Source organism: Kluyvera sp. Awk 3 (assembly GCF_028069715.1).
Taxonomy (GTDB): Bacteria; Pseudomonadota; Gammaproteobacteria; order Enterobacterales; family Enterobacteriaceae; genus Kluyvera; species Kluyvera georgiana_A.
Genome location: NZ_JANEWH010000073.1, coordinates 1 through 24,271, shown reverse-complemented (window position 1 = coordinate 24,271; position 24,271 = coordinate 1). Strand labels below are relative to the sequence as shown.

The 24,271-nt window shown below is 55.8% G+C and carries 25 protein-coding genes; 13 read left to right on the top strand and 12 right to left on the bottom strand.

What is annotated here, in order from left to right; translation table 11 throughout:
* Window positions 1-218, top strand: a 218-nt coding sequence (locus tag NNN71_RS15435; protein WP_271458855.1) for a hypothetical protein, incomplete at its 5' end; no start/stop codon positions are given.
* 91 nt (window positions 219-309) lie between these two features.
* Here the strand turns inward: NNN71_RS15435 and NNN71_RS15430 are convergent.
* Entirely contained in the window at window positions 310-978 is a 669-nt protein-coding gene (locus NNN71_RS15430; protein WP_271458854.1) for an SOS response-associated peptidase, read from the bottom strand.
* 352 nt (window positions 979-1,330) lie between these two features.
* On the opposite strand from NNN71_RS15430, the gene NNN71_RS15425 reads away from it, so the two are divergent.
* From NNN71_RS15425 to NNN71_RS15385, 9 genes are all read left to right on the top strand, one after another.
* On the top strand, window positions 1,331-1,810 hold the full coding sequence (locus tag NNN71_RS15425; protein ID WP_065355637.1) for a YbjN domain-containing protein: 480 nt from the start codon (window positions 1,331-1,333) through the stop codon (window positions 1,808-1,810).
* A 406-nt stretch (window positions 1,811-2,216) separates the two neighbouring features.
* On the top strand, window positions 2,217-3,329 hold the full coding sequence (potF, locus tag NNN71_RS15420; protein WP_065355638.1) for a spermidine/putrescine ABC transporter substrate-binding protein PotF: 1,113 nt from the start codon (window positions 2,217-2,219) through the stop codon (window positions 3,327-3,329).
* 123 nt (window positions 3,330-3,452) lie between these two features.
* A complete protein-coding gene (gene potG, locus NNN71_RS15415) occupies window positions 3,453-4,586 on the top strand; it encodes a putrescine ABC transporter ATP-binding subunit PotG (RefSeq protein ID WP_163446979.1) in 1,134 nt (377 codons plus the stop codon).
* A 10-nt stretch (window positions 4,587-4,596) separates the two neighbouring features.
* Complete coding sequence (potH, locus tag NNN71_RS15410; protein WP_271458853.1) at window positions 4,597-5,550, top strand: putrescine ABC transporter permease PotH; 954 nt, start codon at window positions 4,597-4,599, stop codon at window positions 5,548-5,550.
* Window positions 5,547-6,392, top strand: a complete 846-nt coding sequence (gene potI / locus NNN71_RS15405; RefSeq protein WP_064548659.1) for a putrescine ABC transporter permease PotI — start codon at window positions 5,547-5,549, stop codon at window positions 6,390-6,392. Before potH ends, potI begins: the two co-directional genes overlap by 4 nt.
* Window positions 6,393-6,452: 60 nt before the next feature.
* Complete coding sequence (locus NNN71_RS15400; RefSeq protein WP_064548662.1) at window positions 6,453-6,941, top strand: YbjO family protein; 489 nt, start codon at window positions 6,453-6,455, stop codon at window positions 6,939-6,941.
* Between the two features lie 41 nt (window positions 6,942-6,982).
* Window positions 6,983-8,110, top strand: a complete 1,128-nt coding sequence (gene rlmC, locus NNN71_RS15395; RefSeq protein WP_271458852.1) for a 23S rRNA (uracil(747)-C(5))-methyltransferase RlmC — start codon at window positions 6,983-6,985, stop codon at window positions 8,108-8,110.
* 87 nt (window positions 8,111-8,197) lie between these two features.
* Window positions 8,198-8,920 (top strand): response regulator transcription factor, encoded by a 723-nt coding sequence (locus NNN71_RS15390; RefSeq protein WP_271458851.1) that lies wholly within the window; start codon window positions 8,198-8,200, stop codon window positions 8,918-8,920.
* The gene (locus NNN71_RS15385) at window positions 8,917-10,389 is read left to right on the top strand and encodes a sensor histidine kinase (protein ID WP_163446972.1); all 1,473 of its coding nucleotides are present in this window, start codon (window positions 8,917-8,919) and stop codon (window positions 10,387-10,389) included. The genes NNN71_RS15390 and NNN71_RS15385 overlap by 4 nt, the downstream gene beginning before the upstream one ends.
* Window positions 10,390-10,434: 45 nt before the next feature.
* Here NNN71_RS15385 and artJ read toward each other — a convergent pair whose 3' ends face one another.
* The 6 genes from artJ to NNN71_RS15355 form a co-directional block, all read right to left on the bottom strand.
* A complete protein-coding gene (artJ, locus tag NNN71_RS15380; protein ID WP_163446970.1) occupies window positions 10,435-11,166 on the bottom strand; it encodes an arginine ABC transporter substrate-binding protein ArtJ in 732 nt (243 codons plus the stop codon).
* A gap of 173 nt (window positions 11,167-11,339) precedes the next feature.
* Window positions 11,340-12,008 carry an arginine ABC transporter permease ArtM gene (gene artM / locus NNN71_RS15375; RefSeq protein ID WP_167576316.1) on the bottom strand — a complete coding sequence of 223 codons (669 nt, stop codon included), beginning with the start codon at window positions 12,006-12,008 and terminating at the stop codon, window positions 11,340-11,342.
* Complete coding sequence (artQ, locus tag NNN71_RS15370; RefSeq protein WP_064548674.1) at window positions 12,008-12,724, bottom strand: arginine ABC transporter permease ArtQ; 717 nt, start codon at window positions 12,722-12,724, stop codon at window positions 12,008-12,010. The genes artM and artQ overlap by 1 nt, the downstream gene beginning before the upstream one ends.
* 6 nt (window positions 12,725-12,730) lie before the next feature.
* Window positions 12,731-13,462 (bottom strand): arginine ABC transporter substrate-binding protein ArtI, encoded by a 732-nt coding sequence (gene artI / locus NNN71_RS15365; RefSeq protein ID WP_064548676.1) that lies wholly within the window; start codon window positions 13,460-13,462, stop codon window positions 12,731-12,733.
* 17 nt (window positions 13,463-13,479) lie between these two features.
* Entirely contained in the window at window positions 13,480-14,208 is a 729-nt protein-coding gene (gene artP / locus NNN71_RS15360; protein WP_271458850.1) for an arginine ABC transporter ATP-binding protein ArtP, read from the bottom strand.
* Between the two features lie 311 nt (window positions 14,209-14,519).
* Window positions 14,520-15,035 carry a lipoprotein gene (locus NNN71_RS15355; RefSeq protein ID WP_064548681.1) on the bottom strand — a complete coding sequence of 172 codons (516 nt, stop codon included), beginning with the start codon at window positions 15,033-15,035 and terminating at the stop codon, window positions 14,520-14,522.
* A gap of 191 nt (window positions 15,036-15,226) precedes the next feature.
* Between NNN71_RS15355 and NNN71_RS15350 the strand changes: the two genes are divergently transcribed.
* Together NNN71_RS15350 and NNN71_RS15345 are read left to right on the top strand one after the other, a co-directional pair.
* Window positions 15,227-15,550, top strand: coding sequence for a heavy metal-binding domain-containing protein (locus NNN71_RS15350; protein ID WP_064548683.1), 324 nt, complete (start codon window positions 15,227-15,229; stop codon window positions 15,548-15,550).
* Window positions 15,547-16,386 carry an N-acetylmuramoyl-L-alanine amidase gene (locus NNN71_RS15345; protein WP_163446968.1) on the top strand — a complete coding sequence of 280 codons (840 nt, stop codon included), beginning with the start codon at window positions 15,547-15,549 and terminating at the stop codon, window positions 16,384-16,386. Before NNN71_RS15350 ends, NNN71_RS15345 begins: the two co-directional genes overlap by 4 nt.
* Window positions 16,387-16,389: 3 nt before the next feature.
* On the opposite strand, the gene NNN71_RS15340 is transcribed toward NNN71_RS15345, so the two are convergent.
* The 4 genes from NNN71_RS15340 to poxB all read right to left on the bottom strand — a co-directional run bounded on the left by NNN71_RS15340 (window position 16,390) and on the right by poxB (window position 21,702).
* Window positions 16,390-17,403 carry an NAD-dependent epimerase/dehydratase family protein gene (locus NNN71_RS15340; RefSeq protein WP_065355729.1) on the bottom strand — a complete coding sequence of 338 codons (1,014 nt, stop codon included), beginning with the start codon at window positions 17,401-17,403 and terminating at the stop codon, window positions 16,390-16,392.
* A gap of 87 nt (window positions 17,404-17,490) precedes the next feature.
* Window positions 17,491-18,933 carry a DUF2867 domain-containing protein gene (locus NNN71_RS15335; protein ID WP_167576315.1) on the bottom strand — a complete coding sequence of 481 codons (1,443 nt, stop codon included), beginning with the start codon at window positions 18,931-18,933 and terminating at the stop codon, window positions 17,491-17,493.
* A 10-nt stretch (window positions 18,934-18,943) separates the two neighbouring features.
* A complete protein-coding gene (gene ltaE / locus NNN71_RS15330) occupies window positions 18,944-19,945 on the bottom strand; it encodes a low-specificity L-threonine aldolase (protein ID WP_223802224.1) in 1,002 nt (333 codons plus the stop codon).
* 38 nt (window positions 19,946-19,983) lie between these two features.
* Complete coding sequence (poxB, locus tag NNN71_RS15325; protein ID WP_167576313.1) at window positions 19,984-21,702, bottom strand: ubiquinone-dependent pyruvate dehydrogenase; 1,719 nt, start codon at window positions 21,700-21,702, stop codon at window positions 19,984-19,986.
* Between the two features lie 152 nt (window positions 21,703-21,854).
* Here poxB and NNN71_RS15320 point away from each other — a divergent pair, with 152 nt between their 5' ends.
* The gene (locus NNN71_RS15320) at window positions 21,855-22,289 is read left to right on the top strand and encodes a DoxX family protein (RefSeq protein ID WP_167576312.1); all 435 of its coding nucleotides are present in this window, start codon (window positions 21,855-21,857) and stop codon (window positions 22,287-22,289) included.
* A gap of 58 nt (window positions 22,290-22,347) precedes the next feature.
* Here NNN71_RS15320 and NNN71_RS15315 read toward each other — a convergent pair whose 3' ends face one another.
* Window positions 22,348-23,964 carry an FAD-NAD(P)-binding protein gene (locus NNN71_RS15315; protein WP_271458849.1) on the bottom strand — a complete coding sequence of 539 codons (1,617 nt, stop codon included), beginning with the start codon at window positions 23,962-23,964 and terminating at the stop codon, window positions 22,348-22,350.
* Between the last annotated feature and the right edge of the window lie 307 nt (window positions 23,965-24,271).

Here is a 24,271-nt window from a genome sequence, read left to right as displayed (position 1 = left end):
GATATATGGCGAGTAATAAATTAGCGGTTATCCAACCAGGAAAGGCATTTGAAAAAGTTAATTATGATGTGGATTTTGTAAACTCAATCATTTTTGGTTTCAGGATGGATGAGGAAGTTAAAAAAATAATTATTAAAAACATGCCGGAAGGTACAAAATTCAAACAAGCTACTATTGGTAGAAATTCTATGACAATAGTGGATTACAAACAAAGTTGAACAGCTGCATTTTTCATAAACAATTTCAGTAGTTGTTAAACGTTCATTTCTTTGTTAACTGAAACAAATTATTAAATGGCAAAGAGCATAATTAAATAGCTTCTAGCAGCTTTGGCCCTTGGTTTTTTACATTTCCCACTGCGCGTGACACTGCATGCCAGGTAAATTTGCTTGCCGGCACGGCACCGTCTGCAACTATCTCTTCCGCTTGCTTCCCGCCAACATCCTGTCGCATCCACTCACGTGCAGCTTCTGGTGACAGAACAACTGGGCGTCGGTCATGAATATCAATAAGACCCTTATCAGCAGCGGAAGTCACAATTAGAAACCCCTCTGTATCCTCGCCGCGTTCAAACGGAGTACTGCCGATCGCTGCCATAAAAATCGGCTGGCCGTCGGCACGATGAATGAAGTAGGGCTGTTTTTTATCGCCTTCCTTCTTCCACTCAAACCAACCGTCTGCAAAACATATTGCTCTGCCGTGCTGCCAGAGGGGCTTAAACATTCTGCTGGTGGACGCCGTTTCGACGCGTGCGTTAATCAATGGCGGTTTCTCCCACCACCCAGGAGCGTAACCCCAAAAAACCGGGTCGAGGTGTAGTTGCTCGTCTCGCTCGCTTAAAAGTAGGACTTTTGTTCCCGGCGCGACGTTGTATCGTCCGATGGGTTCTGGGTCATAGGCGATATCATGATCTCCTTCACTTGCAAGATAGGCGAGATAATCTTCACGGGTTTGAGCCTGGGCAAAGCGTCCGCACATAGAAACCTCCAAATTCAAAACAGACAGAAAGTATAGAGGTTATGGACAGCCGCGGTTGATTTATGGGGCAGGGATGGGGCAAAAGTGCCTATTATGGGGCATGAATGGGACATCGTTGCACATATGAACTTTACCGAATTTCATGCACAATAGAGTATTAATGCTCTGATTTAACTGAAGAAAGCACATGCTCTTGGGCGTTCTTTAGTGATTTCCAAAAATAGAGCCACATACATGGTATGTGATGCTTTTTTTGCGTAAGCTATAAGTCAATCTGGTTCTCAGGCCGGGCTTTGTCCCGGCCGTTTGTGTTTTATGAAATGTTACTTTACCGCATGAGGTCATAGGCAATATGGATTCTCTCGTCGTCCCGAGTCTGGATACGTTACGTCAGTGGCTCGACGAAATAGGCATGAGCTTTTTTGAGTGCGACACCTGTCAGGCGCTGCACCTGCCGCATATGCAAAATTTTGATGGCGTCTTCGATGCCAAAATTGACCTCATTGATAACGTCGTGCTCTTTTCGGCGCTGGCCGAGGTCAAGCCGTCTGCGCTGCTGGCGGTGGGGGCCGACCTGTCTGCGATTAACGCCAGCTCGCTGACGGTGAAAGCGTTTCTCGATATGCAGGATGATAATCTGCCAAAGCTGGTCGTTTGCCAGTCTTTATCCGCTGCGGTTGGGGTCAGCTTCGAACAGTTTGCGGCCTTCGTGCAGCAAAGCGAAGAGCAGGTCTCGATGGTCATCCTCGAGGCGTCCGCCCAGCAGCTGCTGTATAAGCCGGAAGAAGAAGAACAGCCGCCGGAAGATGTTCAATACCATTTTCTTCACTAATCCTCCCCGCTAAATAGCGCAGTCACTGCCATGGTGGCTGCGTATTACACGCTTTTATTCTGCTTTTAACCTTATTTTAAAGATTCTTTCACTACCTGATTGGCGCTTTTGGCTTATCAGATAGAGTGATCTTGCATAAAAAATTGATAAAAGGCGTTTTTTACGCTGACCTATAGCCTCCGGCTCGGGCTACAGTTATTCTTGCGACATATCGCTGCACCCCCTAATTATTGCTGGCAATTCTCATTGTTGGCGAGAATTTTGCATCGATAGCGCGAGCAATGACTGCAGGGGAGCCCGGTCTCTTCTCTTTCATGCAGTACGAAAAAATATGCATGATTTCTGCATACTCTAAATTGCGTATATTTAGTCCGTTTGTTAACGGGCGACGAGAAGGATAAGAGATATGGCCGCCTTAAATAAAAAATGGTTAACAGGTCTGGTGACGGGTGCGCTGATGGCTGCCTCGGCAAGCGTGCTCGCTGCAGAACAAAAAACGCTGCATGTCTATAACTGGTCCGACTATATCGCGCCGGATACCGTGGCGAACTTTGAGAAAGAGACCGGGATTAAAGTCGTGTACGACGTATTCGACTCTAACGAAGTGCTGGAAGGGAAGCTGATGGCAGGAAGCACCGGTTTTGACCTGGTGGTCCCGTCGGCAAGCTTCCTGGAACGCCAGCTCACTGCGGGGGTGTTCCAGCCGCTCGATAAGAGCAAGCTGCCAAACTGGAAAAATCTCGATCCGGAGGTCCTGAAGCTGGTCGCTAAGCACGACCCGGAGAATAAATACGCTATGCCTTACCTGTGGGCGACCACCGGTATTGGCTATAACGTCGATAAGGTCAAAGCCGTACTGGGCAAAGACGCGCCGCTGAACAGTTGGGATCTGGTGATGAAGCCAGAGAACCTCGAGAAGCTGAAGAGCTGCGGCGTCTCCTTCCTCGATGCGCCGGAAGAGATTTTTGCCACCGTGCTGAACTATCTGGGCAAAGATCCGAACAGCAGCAAGGCGGATGATTACACCGGCCCGGCCACCGACCTGCTGCTGAAGCTGCGCCCGAATATTCGCTACTTCCACTCTTCTCAGTACATTAACGATCTGGCTAACGGCGATATCTGCGTGGCCATCGGCTGGGCAGGCGACGTGTGGCAGGCGGCGAACCGTGCGAAAGAAGCGAAGAACGGCGTGAACGTCTCCTACTTCATTCCGAAAGAGGGGGCGCTGGCATTCTTTGACGTCTTCGCAATGCCTGCCGATGCGAAAAACAAAGACGAAGCCTATCAGTTCCTCGATTACCTGATGCGTCCGGACGTGATTGCGCATATTAGCGACCATGTGTTCTACGCCAATGGCAACAAGGCTTCTACGCCGCTGGTGAGCGCGGAGATTCGCGACAATCCGGCGATTTACCCGCCGGCTGATGTCTTCGCCAAGCTGTTTACGCTGAAAGTCCAGGATCCCAAAATCGACCGCGTCAGAACGCGCGCATGGACCAAAGTGAAAAGCGGGAAATAATGCCGTTATGCACCGGGGTAGTGCAACTGCCCCAATCTGGACACCCACCACATGGCGGGTGTCCAGAGGTTGATATGACAACCGGGTCATATCGATATTCGTTTTTTGCCGGAGAGCACCAGATTGAACGACGCTATTCCCCGCCCACAGGCGAAAACCCGCAAAGCGCTCACCCCGCTGCTGGAAATCCGTAATCTGACTAAATCCTTCGACGGCCAGCACGCCGTGGATGACGTTAATCTCACTATTTATAAAGGCGAAATTTTTGCGCTGCTGGGCGCTTCCGGCTGTGGGAAATCGACGCTGCTGCGCATGCTGGCGGGCTTTGAACAGCCAACCGCCGGGCAAATCGTGCTGGACGGCGTCGATCTGGCGCAGGTTCCGCCGTATCTGCGTCCGATTAACATGATGTTCCAGTCCTACGCGCTGTTTCCGCACATGACCGTCGAGCAAAACATCGCCTTTGGTCTTAAGCAGGACAAGCTACCGAAGGCGGAAATTAGCGCCCGCGTCGCCGAGATGTTGGCGCTGGTGCACATGCAGGAGTTCGCGAAGCGTAAGCCGCACCAGCTTTCCGGTGGCCAGCGTCAGCGTGTAGCGCTGGCGCGAAGCCTCGCCAAACGTCCGAAACTGTTGCTGCTCGATGAACCGATGGGCGCATTAGATAAAAAGCTGCGTGACCGGATGCAGCTGGAAGTGGTTGATATTCTTGAACGTGTTGGCGCGACCTGCGTGATGGTGACCCACGACCAGGAAGAGGCCATGACCATGGCGGGCCGCATTGCCATTATGAACCGCGGTAAGTTCGTACAGATTGGCGAACCGGAAGAAATTTACGAACACCCGACCACCCGCTACAGCGCCGAGTTTATCGGCTCGGTCAACGTTTTCGAAGGGCTACTGAAAGCGCGCGACGAAGACGGGCTGGTGATTGAGTCTCCGGGGCTGGTTCATCCGTTGAAGGTGGATGCGGATGCCTCGGTGGTCGATAACGTGCCGGTGTACGTGGCGTTGCGCCCGGAAAAAATCATGCTCTGTGAAGATCCGCCAGCGGATGGTTACAACTTCGCCGTGGGGGAAGTTGAACATATTGCCTATCTCGGCGATCTCTCCATTTATCACGTCCGCCTCAAAAGCGGCCAGATGATCAGCGCACAGCTGCAGAATGCTCACCGTTACCAGAAAGGGTTGCCGACCTGGGGCGATGAGGTCCGTCTGTGCTGGGAAGCCGACAGCTGCGTGGTGTTGACGGTTTAAGGAGGGGGCTATGAGTACGTACGAACCACCGGCCCGCCCGCGCAAACCGGGCGGCTTCGCCCTGTGGCTGGCGCGGGTCAACATGAAGCACGGGCGCAAGCTGGTGATTGCGCTGCCGTATGTGTGGCTGATCCTGCTGTTCCTGCTGCCGTTCCTGATTGTATTTAAAATCAGTCTGGCGGAAATGGCGCGGGCGATCCCGCCGTATACCGATCTGATGGAGTGGGCCGACGGTCAGCTGACGATCGCGCTGAACTTTGGCAATTTCCTGCAATTGACCGACGATCCGCTCTATTTTGAAGCGTATCTCCAGTCGTTACAGGTTGCCGCCATCTCGACGATCTGCTGCCTGCTGCTTGGTTACCCGCTGGCGTGGGCGGTAGCGCACAGCAAGCCGTCAACGCGAAACATTCTGCTGCTGCTGGTGATTCTGCCGTCGTGGACCTCGTTCCTGATCCGCGTGTACGCGTGGATGGGGATCCTGAAAAACAACGGCGTGTTGAATAATTTCCTGATGTGGCTGGGGGTAATCGATCAGCCTCTGACTATTCTGCACACCAATCTCGCGGTCTACATCGGCATTGTCTACGCCTATCTGCCGTTTATGGTGTTGCCTATTTACACCGCGCTGACCCGCATTGACTATTCGTTGGTTGAGGCCTCGCTGGATCTTGGCGCTCGCCCGCTGAAAACCTTCTTCAGCGTGATTGTGCCGCTCACCAAGGGGGGGATTATCGCCGGTTCGATGCTGGTGTTTATTCCGGCGGTAGGGGAGTTTGTGATCCCGGAACTGCTCGGCGGCCCGGACAGCATTATGATTGGCCGCGTGTTGTGGCAGGAGTTCTTCAACAACCGCGACTGGCCGGTGGCCTCGGCGGTGGCGATCGTCATGCTGCTGCTGTTGATCGTGCCGATCATGTGGTTCCATAAATATCAGCAAAAACAGATGGGGGACCACGGATGAACAATCTACCGGTCGTCCGCTCACCGTGGCGGATCCTGATTCTGGTGCTTGGCTTCACCTTCCTGTACGCGCCGATGCTGATGCTGGTGATCTACTCGTTTAACAGCTCGAAGCTGGTCACCGTGTGGGCTGGCTGGTCGACGCGCTGGTACGGCGAGCTGTTCCGTGACGATGCGATGATGAGCGCGGTGGGGCTGAGCCTGACCATTGCCGCAGCGGCCGCCACGGCGGCGGCGGTGCTTGGCACCATTGCCGCGATGGTGATGGTTCGCTTTGGCCGTTTCCGCGGTGCCAATGGTTTTGCCTTTATGATCACCGCACCGCTGGTAATGCCGGACGTCATTACCGGATTGTCGCTGCTGCTGCTGTTCGTCGCCCTGGCGCACGCCATAGGCTGGCCGGCGGATCGTGGCATGCTGACCATCTGGCTGGCGCACGTGACCTTCTGTACCGCCTACGTGGCGGTGGTGATCTCCTCGCGACTGCGCGAGCTGGATCGCTCCATTGAGGAGGCGGCGATGGATCTTGGCGCCACGCCGCTGAAGGTGTTTTTCGTGATTACGCTGCCGATGATTATGCCGGCTGTCGTTTCCGGCTGGCTGCTGGCCTTTACGTTGTCGTTGGACGATCTGGTGATTGCCAGCTTCGTCTCCGGCCCGGGAGCGACGACCTTGCCAATGCTGGTCTTCTCCAGCGTGCGTATGGGGGTGAATCCGGAGATTAACGCTTTGGCGTCGCTGATCCTTGGCGTGGTCGGAATTGTCGGATTTATCGCCTGGTATTTGATGGCGCGCGCGGAAAAACAACGGGTGCGTGATATCCAGCGTGCAAGACGCGGATAATCCACTTAAAATCGATACGGATATGCAGTCGATGCCGCGAACTTTCGCGGCATCGTTTTCATGGAAGGCGATACATTGGAACTGTTTACTCGAAGCCGTCGGTCGCACGCCCGTCTGAATGTTCCTGCTTTAGTGCAGGTGGCCGCGCTCGCCATTATTTTAATCCGCTGTCTCGACCTGTTGATGGTGTTCAACCTGTTGGGGCTAAGTGGGATAGGCGAATTTATTCATCGCAGCGTCCAGACCTGGTCGCTGACGCTGGTGTTTCTCTCCAGTCTGGTGCTGGTGTTTATCGAGATTGCCTGCGCCTTTTCGCTGGTCAAAGGGCGCAACTGGGCGCGCTGGGTCTATCTGCTAACGCAGGTGATTGCCGCCAGCTACCTGTGGGCGGCCTCGCTGGGTTACGGCTACCCGGAGCTGTTCAGCATTGCCGGTGAATCGAAGCGCGAGATCTTCCGCTCGCTGGTGATGCAAAAAATGCCGGATCTGCTGGTTTTATGCCTGCTTTTCGTCCCCGCCGCCTCCCGGCGATTTTTCCGCTTACAATAACGGTGATACAATCCACGCCCCATTCGTCTCAAGGTTTTTCTATGCAGTGCGCACTTTATGATGCCGACCGCTGTCGTTCCTGCCAGTGGATTGAGCGGCCCATCGCCGAACAGCTTGCCGCTAAAATGGCCGATCTCCAGACGCTGCTGGCGGGTTCTACCGTCGGCGACTGGTGCGCACCCGTCTGCGGGCCGGAGCAGGCTTTTCGCAATAAAGCCAAAATGGTGGTCAGCGGCAGCGTAGAGCGCCCGCTGCTCGGCATGCTGCATCGAGACGGCACGCCGGAAGATTTAACCGATTGTCCTCTTTATCCGCCGTCGTTCGCGCCGGTGTTCGCCGCGCTTAAGCCGTTTATTGCCCGGGCGGGCCTAACGCCGTACAACGTGGCGCGCAAGCGCGGTGAACTGAAGTATTTACTGTTGACGGAAAGCCAGCTCGACGGTGGGATGATGCTGCGCTTCGTACTGCGGTCAGAAACCAAGCTGGAACAGCTGCGCGCCGCGCTGCCGTGGCTACAGGCGCAACTGCCGCAGTTGAAGGTGATCACCGCGAATATCCAGCCGGTGCATATGGCGATTATGGAAGGCGAGCAGGAGATTTTCTTTACCGAACAGCAGGCGCTGGCGGAGCGTTTTAACGGCGTGCCGCTGTGGATCCGCCCGCAAAGCTTTTTCCAGACCAACCCAACGGTGGCCAGCGCGTTATACGCTACCGCGCGTGACTGGGTACGGGCGCTGCCGGTGAATCACATGTGGGACCTGTTCTGCGGCGTGGGCGGCTTTGGCCTGCACTGCGCGATGCCGGAGATGACCCTGACCGGCATTGAGATTGCCCCGGAAGCCATTGCCTGTGCGAAGCAGTCGGCGGCAGAGTTGGGGTTGGACAAGCTGCATTTCCAGGCGCTGGACTCCACGCAATTTGCCACCGCCCAGGCGGATATTCCGCAACTGGTGCTGGTCAACCCGCCGCGCCGGGGCATTGGTAAAGCGTTATGCGACTATCTCAGCGAGATGGCGCCGCAGTATATTATTTACTCCAGCTGCAACGCGCAGACGATGGCAAAAGACATTACCCACCTGCCGGGATACCGGATCGAAAAAGTACAGCTGTTCGATATGTTCCCGCATACCGCGCACTATGAGGTGCTGACGCTGCTGGTTAAGCGTTAAGCCTTCACTCCCGGAAGTTTAAAGAAAATGTGATAACTCGTGACGCTCGCCTGAGTTAAGCTTGAAAAAAAGCGTAGGTGGAGCGTCATGAATAACGCAAAAAAAATCTTACTGGTGGAAGATGACCAGGATATTGCAACCCTGTTGCGCCTGAATTTGCAGGATGAGGGCTATCAGATTGTGCATGAGGCCGACGGCGCACGCGCGCTGCTTCAGCTTGAGCAGAGCGTATGGGACGCAGTGATTCTTGACTTAATGCTGCCCGGCGTTGACGGGCTGGAGATCTGTCGCCGTATTCGGCAGATGACGCGCTATTTGCCGGTGATTATTATCAGCGCCCGCACCAGCGAAACGCACCGCGTGCTGGGGCTGGAGACGGGGGCTGACGACTACCTGCCGAAACCGTTTTCAGTGCTGGAGCTGGTTGCCCGTGTCAAAGCGCTGTTTCGTCGTCAGGAGGCGATGGGGCAAAGCATCCGTCTGGAAAGCGGGGCGATTGCCAGCCATGGTCTGACTATCGATCCGCTCTCTCGCGAGGTACGACTGCATGGGGAGTCAATCGAGCTTACGCCGCGAGAATTCGACCTGTTGTACTGGTTTGCGCGCCATCCTGGCGAGGTCTTCTCGCGCCTGTCGCTGTTGGAAAACGTCTGGGGCTATCAGCATGAAGGCTATGAACACACCGTCAACACCCATATCAATCGCCTGCGGATCAAAATAGAGAAGGATCCGGCCGAGCCGGAGATCATCCTCACCGTCTGGGGAAAAGGCTATAAGTTCGCCACTGACAAACCGGAGTCTGTGCCATGAATCGACGGCTGAGCCTGAGCCAGCGTCTGACGCTGGTCTTCACCGCCATCCTGCTGCTGTGTGCGATCGCCGCTTGCAGCATACAGCTGTATAACAGCAACCAGTACGGTAATGCGATGGTGCAGCGTCTCTCCTCCGGGCTGGCGCAGCAGATTGTCAACCGCGAGCCGCTGCTGGAAGCGCGCGGCGAGGTGAATGGTCAGACCCTGAAAATGCTGTTCGATCGGCTGATGACCTTCAATCCCAGCGTCGAGCTCTATCTTCTGTCGCCCGAAGGCACGATTATCGCAGACGCGGCGCCGCCCGGACACATCAAGCGCCAGCAGCTCGACATTGAACCGGTAAAAACCTTCCTGAGCGGCGCTGCCTGGCCGGTGTACGGCGACGACCCGCGCAATCTGAATAAACGCAAGGTCTTCAGCGCAGCGCCGGTGATGCAAAACGGCAATCTGCGCGGCTATCTTTATATCGTCCTCGAAGGGGAAAATTTCAACGCGCTGGCGGAGAGCGCCTGGCAGAAAACGCTGTGGAGCACCGTGGTCTGGTCGCTGCTGCTGGTAGCGCTGTTTGGCCTGCTGGCGGGGTTGATGATCTGGTACTGGGTTACCCGCCCGGTACGCCAGCTTACCGCAGATGTTGAGGGGCTGGACCGGGACAGTATCAGCGCTATCCGGCAACTCGCTCAGCAACCGCTGGAGGGGGATTCCTCGAACGAGGTGGCGATTCTGCGCAACACCTTTATCGAGCTGGCGCGCAAAATTGCCGGTCAGTGGGACCAGCTTTCTGACAGCGATCGGCAGCGCCGCGAGTTTATCGCCAATATCTCCCACGACCTGCGCACGCCGCTGACTTCGCTGTTGGGGTATCTGGAGACGCTTTCGCTGAAGGCCGATACCCTGACGCCTGAGGATAATCGTCAGTATCTGGCGATTGCGCTGCGCCAGGGGCAAAAGGTACGCCATCTGTCACAGCAGCTGTTTGAGCTGGCAAAACTGGAGCACGGCGGCATCAAGCCGCAGCGGGAACCTTTTGCCATTGGTGAGCTGCTGCAGGATGTGGCGCAAAAATTCGATCTGGCGATTGAGACGCGTCGACTTACGCTGAAGGTTGAGATCCCGCGCGCGCTGCCGTTACTGAATGCCGACGTTTCGATGATTGAACGAGTCGTCACGAATCTGCTGGATAACGCCGTGCGTCATACGCCGCCGGGTGGCACGGTGATGCTGCGGGTGTGGCAGGAAAATGAACGCCTGCAGGTCGAGGTGGCGGACAGCGGGCCGGGCGTCGAGGCGGCTTTGCGGGAACAGCTCTTCCAGCGTCCTTCCGCGTTAAGCCCGCAGAGTGCGCGTGAAAACCGCGGAGGCTTGGGATTGCTGATCGTTCGCAGGATGCTGGAGCTGCATGGCGGCAGTATTCGTCTGGTTGACGCGGCGGCGGGCGCCTGTTTTCGCTTTTTCGTGCCGCTGTAGAGTAATGAACCCGGTAAGCAGGGCGCTTACCGGGATAAAGATGGCTTACTCAGCAAACCACTTATCGTTAATTTTCTGGTAGGTACCGTCGGCTTTAATCGCTTTCAACGCGCCGTTCAGTTTTTCCAGCAGCGCTTTGTTATCCGGACGTACCGCAATGCCGAGACCAATGCCGAAGTACTGTGGGTCGGTTACTTTCTCGGTCGCGGTACCCAGCTGTGGGTTGGTTTTCAGCCACTCGTTGACCACCGCGGTGTCGCCAAACACGCCGTCGATACGGCCATTTTTCAGGTCGATAATCGCATTCTGGTAGCTGTCGTAGGCCACGGTTTTGACTTCCGGATGCTTGTCCATCAGGTATTTCTGGTGGGTGGTACCGTTTTCCATACCGATGCGCTTGCCTTTCAGATCGTCAAAGCTTTTGAACTCACCTTTTTTAGCAATGACCAGCGCGGAGTTAGCGTAGTAGGCGTCGGTAAAGGCCACCTGCTTGCTACGTTCCGGCGTGATGTCCATACCGGAAATCACCGCGTCATATTTCTTGAACTTCAGCGCCGGAATCAGGCTGTCGAACGCATGGTTAGTGAAAGTACATTCGGCCTGCATCTGCTTACACAGCGCGTTGGCGAGATCGATATCGAAGCCGACAATCTGGTTGTTGGCATCCATGGATTCAAACGGCGGGTAGGTCGCGGAAACGCCGAAGCTGATTTTTTCTGCGGCCTGAGCGCCGAAGGTTACGGTGGCCAGTAAGGCGGCCAATACTAATTTTTTCATGGATGAGCTCCTGTCTGTCTCGCTTATAGAATGCTGCCCTGCGTGTGGCATGGAGTTACAATGCCATTATGTGAATTTATATGCAATATATTTGATTAAATATTTGCTGTTGGTAAAAAAAAACGGATAGGCCAGAGGCTTATCCGTTTTCTGTTTTAATGATTATGCAAAAATCAGTTGCGACGCTCGAAGGCCAGCGCTTTACGCTCAATCAGGCGCATCAACAGCGTCAGCAGGCCGTTGACGACGAGGTAGACCAGCCCGGCGGCACCAAATACCATCACATCGTAGGTGCGGCCATAAAGCAGCTGCCCGTGGCCCATCACTTCCATCAGCGTAATGGTGTAGGCCAGAGAGGTACTCTTGAACACCAGCACCACTTCGTTGGAGTAGGAGGAGAGCGCGCGTTTAAAGGCGTAAGGCAGCAGAATCGCCAGCGTATCTTTCTTACTCATTCCCAGCGCGTTACACGACTGCCATTGGCCTTCCGGGATGGCGCGAATCGCCCCGAAGAACAGCTGCGTGGTATAGGCGGCGCTGTTCAGCGACAGGGCAATCAGCGCACACAGCCACGGTTCCGAGAGCAAATGCCACAGCACCGGGTAGTTCTGCAGCGTCGGGAACTGGCCGGGGCCGTAGTAGATCAGGAAGATCTGTACCAGCAGCGGCGTGCCGGTAAACAGCGTAATGTAGCCGCGAACCACCCACACCAGCACCGGCGTCTTCAGCGTCAGAATGATGGTGAAAATCAACGCCAGCACCAGCGCCACCACGATAGAGGCGACGGTTAGCGTCAGGCTGGTGTGCAGCCCTTTCATCAGTTCCGGTAAATACTCGAGCATCAGCCTGGTCTCCGTTCAAAGCGAGTGGTACGCAGGTCAATGCGTTTGAGAATGTACTGGCTGAGCAGGGTAATCACCAGGTAAATGGCTGCCGCCACGATGTACCAGGTAAACGGCTCCTGGGTACGGGTGGCAATGCTTTTGGTTTGCAGCATCAGGTCGTTCACGCTAATCAGCGAGACCAGTGCGGTATCCTTCAGCAGCACCAGCCACTGGTTACCCAGCCCCGGCAACGCGTGACGCCACATCTGTGGCATCACCAGGCGGAAGAAGATGGCGCTTTTTGACAGCCCCAGCGCCTGGCCGGACTCCCACTGGCCTACCGGCACCGCTTTCAGCGCGCCGCGCAGGGTTTGCGAGGCGTAGGCGGCGTAGAGCAGGGAGAGGGCAATCACGCCGCACAGGAACGGGCTGACGTCAAAGTTTTCAATCTGCATCTGCACCGGAATCTGTACGAAACCGAGGTTGATGCTAAACCCATCGGACAGCGTCAGCAGCAGCTGTGAAGAGCCGAAGTAGATAAACAGCACCACCAGAATTTCCGGCAGGCCGCGTAGCACCGTGACCAGCGCGGAGCCGATCCATGCGATCGGGCGCCATTTTACCGACTCCCATACCGCAAAGAACATCGCCAGCGCGAGCCCGATAATCAGTGCACAAATGGCAAGGCCGACGGTCATGCCGGCGGCGCTCGCTAAAGGAAACATTTCGTTCATCAAGTCTTACTTCTGGAACCATTTCGCGTAGATGGTTTGGTAAGTGCCATCTTTCTTCACTTTTTCCAGCGCAGCGTTGAATTTCTGCTGCAGCTCGGTGTTGCCCTGACGCACGGCAATGCCCAGACCGGTACCGAAGTAGCCTTTATCGGTGACTTTGTCGCCAACGGCCGCCAGCTTATCGTTCGCTTTCAGCCATTCGGTGACCACCGCAGTGTCGCCGAAGACGGCATCAATACGACCGTTTTGCAGATCCAGTTTAGCGTTCTGGTAGCTGTCGTAAGGAACGGTGGTGATTTCCGGATGTTTATCCATGATGAATTTCTGGTGGGTGGTGCCGTTCTGCACGCCCACTTTTTTGCCTTTCAGCTGGTCGACGCCGGTAAATTTACCTTTCACGCCCACGAACAGCGCGGAATTGTCGTAATACGGGGTGGTGAACAGCACCTGCTTTTCACGTTCCGGCGTGATATCCATACCGGCCATGACCGCGTCGATGCGGCGGAACTTCAGGCTTGGGATCAGGCTATCGAAAGACTGGTTGCTGAAGGTACAGGTTGCGTCGATCTCTTTACACAGCGCATTCGCCAGATCCACGTCGAAGCCGACGATCTGGTTGTTGGCGTCCATCGACTCAAACGGAGGATAAGAAGCTTCGGTGGCGAAACGGATGGTTTGAGCAGCACCAGCGGAGAGGCTAACGCTAGCAAGCAGCGCGGCAATCAGTACTTTTTTCATCGTCATTGTCCTGAATCTCAGTGAGAAAGATAACTTCTAAATGCATCAGTCTGTGGGCTGTTAAAGCAGCTTGCATCGCCTTGTTCGACGATATAACCGTTTTCCATGTACACCACGCGGCTGGCCGTTTTACGCGCCACTTCCACTTCGTGGGTGACGATCACCTGGGTAATGTTGGTTTCCGCCAGTTCATGAATGATGCTGACGATCTGGGCGGTAATTTCCGGGTCGAGCGCCGCGGTCGGTTCATCAAACAGCAGCACCTGCGGCTCCATCATCAGCGCACGGGCAATCGCCACGCGCTGCTGCTGGCCGCCGGAGAGGTGCAGGGGGTAACGGTCGCTGAACGGCTTGAGGCGTAAACGCTCAAGCAGTTTTTCGGCGCGGGCCATCGCGCCGTCTTTGCTTAAGCCGAGCACGCGGCACGGCGCTTCAATCAGGTTCTGTACCACCGTCAGGTGCGGCCACAGGTTGTACTGCTGGAAGACCATCCCTACGTTTTGACGCAGTTCGCGAATCGCCTTGTCTGACGGGGTTTTAGCAAAATCGAAATGGTTACCCGCAATCGCCAGGGTACCGGATTTCGGCATCTCCAGCAGATTCAGCACGCGCAACAGTGAGCTTTTGCCCGCGCCGCTAGGGCCAAGCAGTACCAGCGTTTCGCCCTCCGGGCACTGTAGCGTGATGTCGAACAGCGCCTGATGCGCGCCATAAAAGCAGTTAATGCCGTCTAATTTAATGCTCATTGATACCCGTCACGAAAGAGTTGTTCTCGCCCTGGAAACGCCAGGTGCTTACTCTGCTGCCGCTCTTCTATTTCCCCGCTGAAGGCATCAGCCATAGAGGAATTATCAGCAATTGAGGCCGCAAATAGTACCTTTGACAGAATAGTTATGCAATATTTGTGCGTTAAAACTTAAATATAAACCAACTTTTCTTTTAAAGTTAGCACAAAATAACGGTCGGGGTGGGCGAGGGGTATAAATGTCGGCATTCCTGGAGGAATGCCAGACATTTTGCCGGGATAAGCGATTTAGCAGGATTTGTTTACACTTTATTAACGTTTCTCGAGAGATTGACGCAACGTACCGGCTGGCGCATGGCTGTTGTTGCCAAGGTAGCGCACATCGTCCACCGCCCAGCACTGACCTTCCCGAATCATCAGCACTTCATCTTTCCAGCTCTGGGTTCCCTGTTTTAAATCGACGCGCAGCGGAATATTGCGGGCATCGGTATTCGGGATAGTCGAGGCGCTAGCCACGCTTGCCGAATCAGGCGCCGTGGCGCTGCTGGAGAACAGGCCGGACTGCATCAGCGAACGTTTGCTGGCATCCTGGCTGCTCTCGTTCAGCAGTTTGGCCAGGCCGTCGCTGAGGTAAGGGCGCAGGGCGTTAATATCGCTGGTCCGGCGCTGGATCTGGTCGTCGTAAAATTTTTGTGCCACGGTATCCGGGCCGCCTTCAACGCACTGTCCCACGCGCGTGCCGGTGTCTTTATAAGCGGGAGTGACGGTGGTGCAAGCGCTCAGCAGCAGCGCGGCGGGAAGAATAAGTGCAAGGTTGGTGTAACGCATAGTGATTCCTTGTTAGCTGTCTCAACATTAGTCGCTTCTACGCCGTCGAGAGCGTATCAACCGCCGCCATGCAGCGGGCGCGATTTACGTATACGATAATGAAGTAATCCCTTTTCAAGCATAGCGTATCGGTCCGATAATGCGTTTAGCGCTGAGAGCTAAGGCATTGAACGTTAAAGAAGGAGCTGTCCATGCAATTTTCAACTACCCCCACCCTTGAAGGGCAAACGATCGTCGAATACTGCGGCGTGGTCACCGGAGAGGCGATTTTAGGCGCCAACATTTTCCGCGATTTCTTCGCCGGTATCCGCGACATCGTCGGCGGTCGCTCGGGGGCATACGAAAAAGAGCTGCGCAAAGCGCGCGAAATTGCTTTTAAAGAGTTGGGCGAGCAGGCCGCGGCGCTGGGTGCCGATGCGGTTGTGGGCATTGATATTGATTATGAAACCGTGGGTAAAGACAGCAGTATGCTGATGGTCAGCGTGAGCGGTACGGCGGTCAAAACGCGCAGATGAAACGTTTTCTGACGATCGTGATGCTGGCGGTGCTGCTGGCGGGGTGTGCGAGTAAAGAAGAGAAAAAAGCGGTTATCGAGAAACCTGACTATGTACTCGATACCAGCCGTTCGGCCCCGGCGGCATATCCGCGCATTAAAATGCTGGTCATCCACTACACGGCGGACGATTTTGACGTCTCGCTCACGGCCCTGACCGGCAAGGATGTCAGCGTCCATTATCTCATTCCCGCCGTGCCGCCGCTGGTACGCGGCAAGCCGCGAATCTGGCAGCTGGTGCCGGAGTCCGAGCTGGCCTGGCATGCAGGCGCGAGTTTCTGGCGCGGGGCAACCCGTATTAACGATACCTCTATCGGTATTGAGCTGGAAAACCGTGGCTGGCAGAAGTCGGAGGGGACGAAGTTCTTCACGCCGTTTGAACCGGCGCAAATCCAGGCGCTGGTGCCGTTGGCGAAGGACATTATCAAACGCTACAACATCGAACCGCAAAACGTGGTCGCGCATTCGGATATCGCGCCGCAGCGTAAGGACGATCCCGGTCCGTTATTCCCATGGCAATCGCTGGCGCAGCAGGGTATCGGCGCGTGGCCGGATGCCAGCCGCGTGGCCTTCTATCTGAACGGTCGCTCGCCGAATGCGCCGATTGCCTCGTATACCCTGCTGGATTTGCTGGCGCGCTATGGCTATGAGGTCAAACCGAATATGACGCGGCTCCAGCAGATGCGGGTGATTGCGGCCTTCCAGATGCACTTCCGCCCGGCGCGCTATGACGGCGTCGCGGATATGGAGAGTCTGGCGATTGCCGAGGCGCTGCTGGAGAAATATGGCCAGGGCTAAGCCCTAGCGATGCAGCTTGCCGTGATCTTCCAGCCAGGCGGCGGTACGCACGATGCCGTCGTCCAGCGACACAATCGGCTCGTAGCCCAGCTCTTCGCGGGCGCGGCTGATATCCAGCGTAAAGTCGAAGTTCAGCTTCGACACGCCGTAGTGGGTCAGCGACGGCTCTTTGGCTTTTTTATCGCCAAAGCGTTCCATGCTGCGCGCAATCATATCCAGCATCGGATAAGGCACGGAACGAATGCGGCAAGCAATGTCCAGCTCGTCGATTAGCCGCTCAACGATGCTTCGCAGCGTGCGCGGCTCGCCGTTGGTGATGTTGTAAGCGCGGCCGGAAGGCAGGCCGTCACAGCGCGGTTGGCTGGCGAGCCACATAGCGTGGGCGGCGTTTTCGTAGTAGGTCATGTCAACCATCGCGTGGCCGCCGCGCGGCAGCAGCACGCTGCCGTAATGGTGCATCATCTGCGCGAGGCGCGGGATAAACACCTTATCGTGCGGGCCAAACACGCTCTGTGGGCGCAGAATAGTAAAGCGCGTGTTCGGGTTGGCCTGCGCCAGCAGCTGGATCACCTCTTCGCTGGCGGCTTTACTGCGGGCGAACTCGTTGGCAAAACGGTGCGGGCGGAAATCTTCTTTGATATCCCGATGGTGGTGATAGTCAAAGTAGAGTGACGGCGAAGAAATATGGATAAAGTTGCGCACCCCCCAGGCGACGGCCCATTCGCCGAGGCGGCGGGTGGCACGGACGTTGGCAAGGTCGAAGGCGGCCTGGGTGCCCCACGGTGAAGTAAAGCTGGAGCAGTGCCACAGGGTGTCAACGCCGGCCAGCATCACTTTGGCCTGAGAGGAGACCAGTTCGGTCAGGTCGGCATGGACGAATTCGGCGCCCATTTTTTCCAGCAGTTTGCCCATCGCTTCATTGCGACCGCTCGCTCTGACGCTAATGCCCTTGCGGCGCAGATACTCAACTGCGTTTCTGCCTAATCCGCTCGTGGCGCCGGTGACCAGTACCTTCATAATCATCCACAGTGTTAAAAAAGAGTTTCGTGCGCATTCTTCCGTTTATTTCACTTGTATGCAATGGGAAACTAAGACGAAAAAGGGTTATTGCGCACTTTTTCCTGTGACTTCTTCTGCCAGGCGGGCAATGCGACGCGCCATTCCGCGAAAGATGAACAGATGTGCTGGAATCATCAACAGCCAGTAGATTAATCCTGGCATACCGTGAGGATGCCACCAGGCGCGCACGTCAAGTTCGCGATGGGTGCCTTTATCGACCAGCGTAAAGCTAAGACGCCCCAGCCCCGGCGCTTTCATGCCAAACAGCAGCGTCAGCGCTTTTTCGGGTTCAACGATAATCACCTTCCAGCTGTCGACCATGTCGCCGGGCTGGAGCAGTGGGTGCGCGGGGCGGCCTTTGGCGAGCCGGTGCCCGACCAGCAGATCCATCGCCGCGCGGGTTTTCCACAGCGCATTGCCAAAGAAATAGCCCTCTTTGCCGCCGAGACGGTTAACCACTTCCCACAGCGCCGACAGGCTTGCCTGAGTGCTGACGGTGAAGCCTGCCTGCTTGGCAAAGAAGCCGTACTCCGGACGCCAGCGGGCGAAGGCCTGCGCGTCGTAGCCCCAGTCGCTGGAGTTGGCCAGTTTTTTCTCTTCCTCCAGCGTGCGGCGTACCGCTTCATCGAAGGGGATTAAGGTTTGCGGGATCAGCGTTCGCAGCGCGCGATCGTCGGCCAGCAGATCGTGTTTTAATCCCTGGATCAGCGCTTTGGCGATTGTCGGCGGTACGGAGGTGATCACGTTCAGAAACCAGACCGAGATCCAGCTTGTGGGGAAGGGGATGGGAATCAGCGGCCGATGACGACCGCTGACCGCCATAAAATGTTCGAACTGCTGTTGATAGGTCAGCTCTTCCGGCCCGGCGGCCTCAAACACGCGGTGTTCTGCAGACGGGTGGTTGAGCAGTTCGACCAGGTAAACCAGCAAATTCTCCAGCGCAATCGGCGTGGTGCGCGACCGGACCCAGCGCGGCGGCGTCAGCACCGGCAGGTTGTAGACCATATCGCGCATCACTTCGAAGGCGGCGGAGCCCGCGCCAACGATAATTCCGGCGCGCAGCTCGCTGACCGGCACGCCCGCGTCGCGCAGAATATTGCCGGTAAGCTGCCGGGCGCGCAGGTGCGGCGACTGCTGGTGTTCTGGCGCTTGTAGCGAGCTGAGAAAAATCACCTGCTTAACGGGGGTAATCCGCAGCGCGTCGCGGACGTTTTCCGCCACCCGACGTTCATGGCGGATAAAATCCTGACTTTCACCCATGCCGTGAACGAGGTAGTAAACGGTATCCACGCCGTTCAACAGCCGGGCAATATCGCCGTTTTTTTCCAGGTCAACGGAATAGCAAGTCACCCCGGCAAGCTGTAGCTTCTGGAGTCGTTCGATACGACGTGCCACCGCCCGGACGGTATAGCCGCGCAGGCTTAATTCAGTGACCAGATGCTGGCCAATATAGCCACTGGCCCCAAAAACCAAAATAGTCTGTGACACGCCGAACTCCTTATCGCGCTAAAAAGGCTTTCCAGTGGGCAACCACTTCCGTGAGTTGCTCACGATTGACGTCCAGATGCGTGACCAGCCGCACGATGGGCGAGGCGTTGATCAGCACGCCGCGCGCCTGCATAAACTCCCCCAGCGCGGCAGCATTTTCTTCCCCCACGCGGACGAATAACATATTGGTGTCGTGACGCATGACGTCGGCGCCAATCTCACGCAGCGCAGCGGCAAGCCAGGCGGCATTGTCGTGATCGTCCTGCAGACGGGCGACGTTGTTTTGCAGCGCATACAGCCCTGCCGCCGCCAGAATACCGGCCTGGCGCATACCGCCGCCGGTCATCTTCCGCCAGCGGTTGGCGCGTTTGATGTAGTCATGATTCCCGACCAGCAGCGAGCCGACCGGCGTGCCCAGCCCTTTGGACAGGCAGATGGTGAACGAGTCGCAGTATTGGGCGATATCTTTTAGCTCACAGCCGTAGCTAACCAGCGCGTTGAAGATACGCGCCCCGTCGACATGCAGCGCCAGGCCGCGTTCGCGGGTAAATTCCCAAGCCGATTTAAGATACTCGCGCGGCAGTACCTTGCCGTTGTGGGTATTTTCAATGCTCAGAAGTTTGGTGCGCGCGAAGTGGATATCGTCGGCTTTAATTTTTGCCGCCACTTTATCCAGCGGCAGCGTACCGTCGCTGGCAGCGTCAATCGGCTGCGGCTGAATGCTGCCCAGCACCGCCGCGCCGCCCGCTTCATACAGATAATTATGTGCCCCCTGGCCGACGATGTACTCCTCGCCGCGTTCGCAGTGGCTCAGCAGCGCCACCAGGTTGGCCTGGGTGCCGGTAGGCAGGAACAGGGCTGCCTCTTTGCCCGCCAGTTCGGCAGCGTACTGCTGAAGGGCGTTAACGGTAGGATCGTCACCATAGACGTCATCACCGACCGGCGCGGCCATCATCGTTTCGAGCATGGCGCGCGTCGGGCGGGTTACGGTATCACTGCGTAAATCAATCACGGCATTTCCTTTTTAAACTCGGAAGAATGCCACCATTTTTACCTGAGCCAGTTGGTTTTCGCCAGTTCGATCACTTCATCGCCACGACCGCTGATGATGGCGCGCAGCATATACAGGCTGAAACCTTTGGCCTGTTCGAGTTTAACCTGTGGCGGAATCGCCAGCTCCTCCTTGGCCACGACCACGTCGACCAGTACCGGGCCGTCGATACTGAAGGCGCGTTGTAAGGCGTCATCGACGTCAGCGGCTTTCTCGACGCGAATGCCGGTGATCCCGCAGGCCTCGGCAATACGCGCGAAGTTGGTGTCGTGCAGTTCGGTGCCATCGGTCAGGTAACCTCCGGCCTTCATCTCCATCGCCACAAAGCCCAACACGCTGTTATTAAAGACCACGATTTTGACCGGCAGCTTCATCTGCACCACCGACAGGAAATCGCCCATCAGCATGCTAAAGCCGCCATCGCCGCACATCGCGACAACCTGACGTCCTGGTTCTGTCGCCTGCGCGCCCAGCGCCTGCGGCATGGCGTTGGCCATTGAGCCGTGGTTGAAGGAACCGAGCAGGCGGCGCTTACCGTTCATCTGTAGGTAGCGGGCGGCCCACACCGTTGGCGTGCCGACGTCGCAGGTGAAGATGGCGTCATCGTCAGCAAAGCGGCTAATCTGCTGCGCCAGATACTGTGGGTGAATGACTTTGTCGCTGGGTTTGGCCAGATCGTCCAGCCCCTTACGCGCGTCGCGATAGTGTTCCAGCGCTTTGTCGAGAAAACGGCGATCGCTTTTCTCTTCCAGTAGCGGCAGCAGCGCGGACAAGGTGGCTTTGACATCACCAACCAGCGCCATATCAACTTTACTGTGCGCGCCAATACTGGCGGGGTTGATATCTATCTGAATGATGGTGCTTTCGCTGGGGTAGAACGGGCGATACGGGAACTGGGTGCCCAGCAGAATCAGCGTATCGGCGTTCATCATGGCGTGAAAACCGGAGGAGAAGCCAATGAGCCCGGTCATGCCGACATCGTACGGGTTGTCGTACTCGACGTGCTCTTTACCGCGCAGTGCGTGGACGATGGGGGACTTAAGCTTTTCAGCAAATGCGGTCAGCTCGTCATGCGCCCCGGCGCAGCCGCTGCCGCACAGCAGGGTGATGTTGCGTGAGGATTTCAGCGTGTCGGCCAGCTTTTCCAGTTCGCTTTGCGGCGGCGTCACTATTGGGTGCGGGGCCGGATACCAGTGGCTGCTGGCGCTTTCCGGCGCGGCCTTCAGCGCCACGTCGCCCGGCAATACCACCACCGATACGCCGCGGTTAAGCACCGCTTTACGCATCGCAATGGCCAGCACTTGCGGGATCTGCTCAGGGGTGGAGACCAGTTCACAGTAGTGGCTGCATTCACGGAACAGCTCCTGCGGATGCGTCTCCTGAAAGTAGCCGCTACCGATTTCACTCGACGGAATATGCGCCGCAATGGCGAGGACGGGCACGTGATTACGGTGACAGTCAAAAAGGCCGTTGATGAGGTGCAGGTTTCCCGGCCCACACGACCCGGCGCACACTGCGAGCTCGCCGGTCAGCTGTGCTTCGGCGCCTGCCGCGAAGGCGGCAACCTCTTCGTGTCGCGTCGGCATCCAGGCAATGGTGCCCATGCGGTTAAGGCTATCGCTCAGGCCGTTGAGCGAATCGCCCGTGACGCCCCAGATTCTTTTCACGCCAGCCTGTTCGAGCGTTTTGGCAATATAGTTGGCTACGGTTTGTTTCATTGGTTTTCCATCTCCTGAAGTGTGATACCGGTTACAAGTTTAGATGAATCCTGTCGTTTCGCTGGGAAAATACCCTTATTTTCAGTGGGTATATTTTGTAAATGAGAAGCAGTAACGTAGTGTTCAACAGGGATAAAACAGGAAAAATATAAATGATGACAACCATATTAAATTCGCTAAACCGCACACTATCGTGTGATGATTTTGGCAAGCTGTTGCTGCGCCTGGTGGTGGGTGGGCTGATGCTGTTTCATGGGCTGCATAAGCTGTTTGACGGTGTTGACGGTATTAGCGCCATGCTGGTGGCGAAAGGTCTGCCGGGCTTTATCGCCTATGGCGTGTTGGTAGGCGAAGTGGTCGCCCCCATCCTGCTCATTCTTGGCGTGTTGACGCGCCCGGCGGCATTAGTGTTGGCCTTTACCATGGTCGTTGCCTGGTTGATGGTGGGGCTCGATAAAACCACCGCGCTGGATAAAACCGGGGCATGGGCGATTGAGAGCCTGGTCTATTTCTTTGTCGCGGGGCTGGCGATTGCTTTTCTGGGCGCGGGGAAATTTGCGCTGGGCAGCAAATCAGCCTGGCAGTAGTGACTCTCTGACGACATAACGCAGAGGCGAGCTCACTCGCCTCTCTCTAAAAAGAGCGTTAGTCTCTTTCGTCGCTAAACCACCGTTTTTTTCTTCGTTTCACCGCGTGTTGAATTAACGCGTTGCTCATTGCTGAGCCAATCTCGGCGCTGGCCACCAGTCCCTGAATAAAAGGACGATCGTGCATTAACCACGGCAGGCCGCCAAAAGCTATCCGCCCACGGGCGTTATCCGGCGCCAGCAGTGTGTAATCGTCACCGATATCCGGAATATCATCACCGCAGGCCAGCAGTTGAGTGCGTAGTGTCGGGAAGGGAATATCTTTGCTCTTTAACGGTTTTTGTCCTCTTGCATCGATGAAGACATCAAATTCGCTGCGTTGATTATTGTGGTAAATAACCGTCGTGTCGCCTTCGTTCTGTCGTTCATAATCCGCGCCCAGCGACAGTATTGCGATTAGCCCGGCGTCGTGCAGGGCCAGCAGACGACGAATCGACTCAGACGGAATTGCTGCATAGTTATCGATAAACACGCGCGCCAGCCCACGCTTGAAGCGTTCCCTGTCACGCTCGTCCAGATGAGGCACAAGCTCTTCGATGAGCTCATGCAGACGTAGCAGGGTGTAGCGCCACGCCACGGTGTGCTGCTGTTGCTTGTTACGTTCGACTTCCAGCAGATTGAGCTTTGCCCAGTCAAAAGGGTCATGGCGTATTCTGTCGGCAAAGTAGGCGGTGGAAAAGGTATCGGCGGTGAGATTTTCCAGGCCAATCTGCTGACTCCAGTTTGGTGCGGAGTCCTGTAACTGCTTCACAATGAGCTGAAAGATGCGATCTAATAGCCCATCAGCGCCCGATGCTATGACATGCTCAATCGCCTCTTCGGTGGCAATATTAAGGGGTTCATAGGGAAGAGGGCAGTAAAAATCGGCTTCCGGTAGTACCCCGGTGCGCGACATTAGGGTGATTTTCAGGTTTTGGCTGCCGGGGTTACGTATAAACTGCGGCACATTGTCCCTATCGGTGGTGAAGAAACCATGCTGGCTGACGACAGCTACCGCAGCATCAATCGCGCTTAATGAGGTGCCCAGAATCCCCACGCGGCAGGCGTCAATTTTGGCTTCCATCAGGCCGGACCATGGGCTGGGGAAAAAATCGCGAGGAGAGTCATCATCCTCAGGCCACTGATGGCCCGTGGCTATGACGGCAAAATCAACGTCGACCGGACGTTCCGCGTGGTTGATCCACAGAGAAACCCCGTGTGGATTTGCCCTCAGGTCGGTGACTTGACTTGATTCGTTAAGGGTAATGTCGAAGCCTGAAGATTGCGCTTTGTCGGCGATGGCAAAAAGGCGATCGCGATAATAGTCGCCAAGGATCACGCGTGGTAAAAACTGGCGCTCATGCAGCGTCATACGTTCGATATTAAATTGCGCGAGGTATTCATCACTTTGGTTTTGTAACCATGTCAGATAGGTGATGTAAATGGGCGGGATCTCAATGCTGGCGATGTTTGCCAGCATTGATTCCGTGTTATTTTCGCCGCTATAGGGCATACCAACGCCTGCGTGCTCAGCCTGCTCGTAGAGCAAGACGGACAGCGGCTCTCCCCGCTCAACCAGGGCGTGGAAAGTATATATACCGGTAGGGCCGACGCCGACGATGGCCACTTTTTTCATGACAGGTCCTTGTTAATCGTTCGCAGATGGGACGGGGAGCTTGAGTAGCCTTGCAAAAGTTATTGTGGTCAATAAATTGATTTTGGCGATATTCATTCCACGCTGTTTACACACCTGTCAGTTGAACGGTGTGCCCAGTGATAAGTTTAGATGAGACTCATCGTTTCGCTGGAAAAGACCGGATCACAGGCGATTGACAGCCCGCTGATGTTGAACCCGGCCAGCCTGTCGATAACTGTTTTAATCGATATTTATAAGATTGACGGGGTGTGTAGCGGATTGATAAATCGTTTCGCAAGAATATAAT

Coding starts and splice junctions, on each gene's coding strand:
- NNN71_RS15430 (WP_271458854.1), bottom strand. CDS start 978: ATGTGCGGACGCTTTGCCCAGGCTCAAACCCGTGAAGATTATCTCGCC.
- NNN71_RS15425 (WP_065355637.1), top strand. CDS start 1,331: ATGGATTCTCTCGTCGTCCCGAGTCTGGATACGTTACGTCAGTGGCTC.
- potF (WP_065355638.1), top strand. CDS start 2,217: ATGGCCGCCTTAAATAAAAAATGGTTAACAGGTCTGGTGACGGGTGCG.
- potH (WP_271458853.1), top strand. CDS start 4,597: ATGAGTACGTACGAACCACCGGCCCGCCCGCGCAAACCGGGCGGCTTC.
- potI (WP_064548659.1), top strand. CDS start 5,547: ATGAACAATCTACCGGTCGTCCGCTCACCGTGGCGGATCCTGATTCTG.
- NNN71_RS15400 (WP_064548662.1), top strand. CDS start 6,453: ATGGAAGGCGATACATTGGAACTGTTTACTCGAAGCCGTCGGTCGCAC.
- rlmC (WP_271458852.1), top strand. CDS start 6,983: ATGCAGTGCGCACTTTATGATGCCGACCGCTGTCGTTCCTGCCAGTGG.
- NNN71_RS15390 (WP_271458851.1), top strand. CDS start 8,198: ATGAATAACGCAAAAAAAATCTTACTGGTGGAAGATGACCAGGATATT.
- NNN71_RS15385 (WP_163446972.1), top strand. CDS start 8,917: ATGAATCGACGGCTGAGCCTGAGCCAGCGTCTGACGCTGGTCTTCACC.
- artJ (WP_163446970.1), bottom strand. CDS start 11,166: ATGAAAAAATTAGTATTGGCCGCCTTACTGGCCACCGTAACCTTCGGC.
- artM (WP_167576316.1), bottom strand. CDS start 12,008: ATGCTCGAGTATTTACCGGAACTGATGAAAGGGCTGCACACCAGCCTG.
- artQ (WP_064548674.1), bottom strand. CDS start 12,724: ATGAACGAAATGTTTCCTTTAGCGAGCGCCGCCGGCATGACCGTCGGC.
- artI (WP_064548676.1), bottom strand. CDS start 13,462: ATGAAAAAAGTACTGATTGCCGCGCTGCTTGCTAGCGTTAGCCTCTCC.
- artP (WP_271458850.1), bottom strand. CDS start 14,208: ATGAGCATTAAATTAGACGGCATTAACTGCTTTTATGGCGCGCATCAG.
- NNN71_RS15355 (WP_064548681.1), bottom strand. CDS start 15,035: ATGCGTTACACCAACCTTGCACTTATTCTTCCCGCCGCGCTGCTGCTG.
- NNN71_RS15350 (WP_064548683.1), top strand. CDS start 15,227: ATGCAATTTTCAACTACCCCCACCCTTGAAGGGCAAACGATCGTCGAA.
- NNN71_RS15345 (WP_163446968.1), top strand. CDS start 15,547: ATGAAACGTTTTCTGACGATCGTGATGCTGGCGGTGCTGCTGGCGGGG.
- NNN71_RS15340 (WP_065355729.1), bottom strand. CDS start 17,403: ATGAAGGTACTGGTCACCGGCGCCACGAGCGGATTAGGCAGAAACGCA.
- poxB (WP_167576313.1), bottom strand. CDS start 21,702: ATGAAACAAACCGTAGCCAACTATATTGCCAAAACGCTCGAACAGGCT.
- NNN71_RS15320 (WP_167576312.1), top strand. CDS start 21,855: ATGATGACAACCATATTAAATTCGCTAAACCGCACACTATCGTGTGAT.
- NNN71_RS15315 (WP_271458849.1), bottom strand. CDS start 23,964: ATGAAAAAAGTGGCCATCGTCGGCGTCGGCCCTACCGGTATATATACT.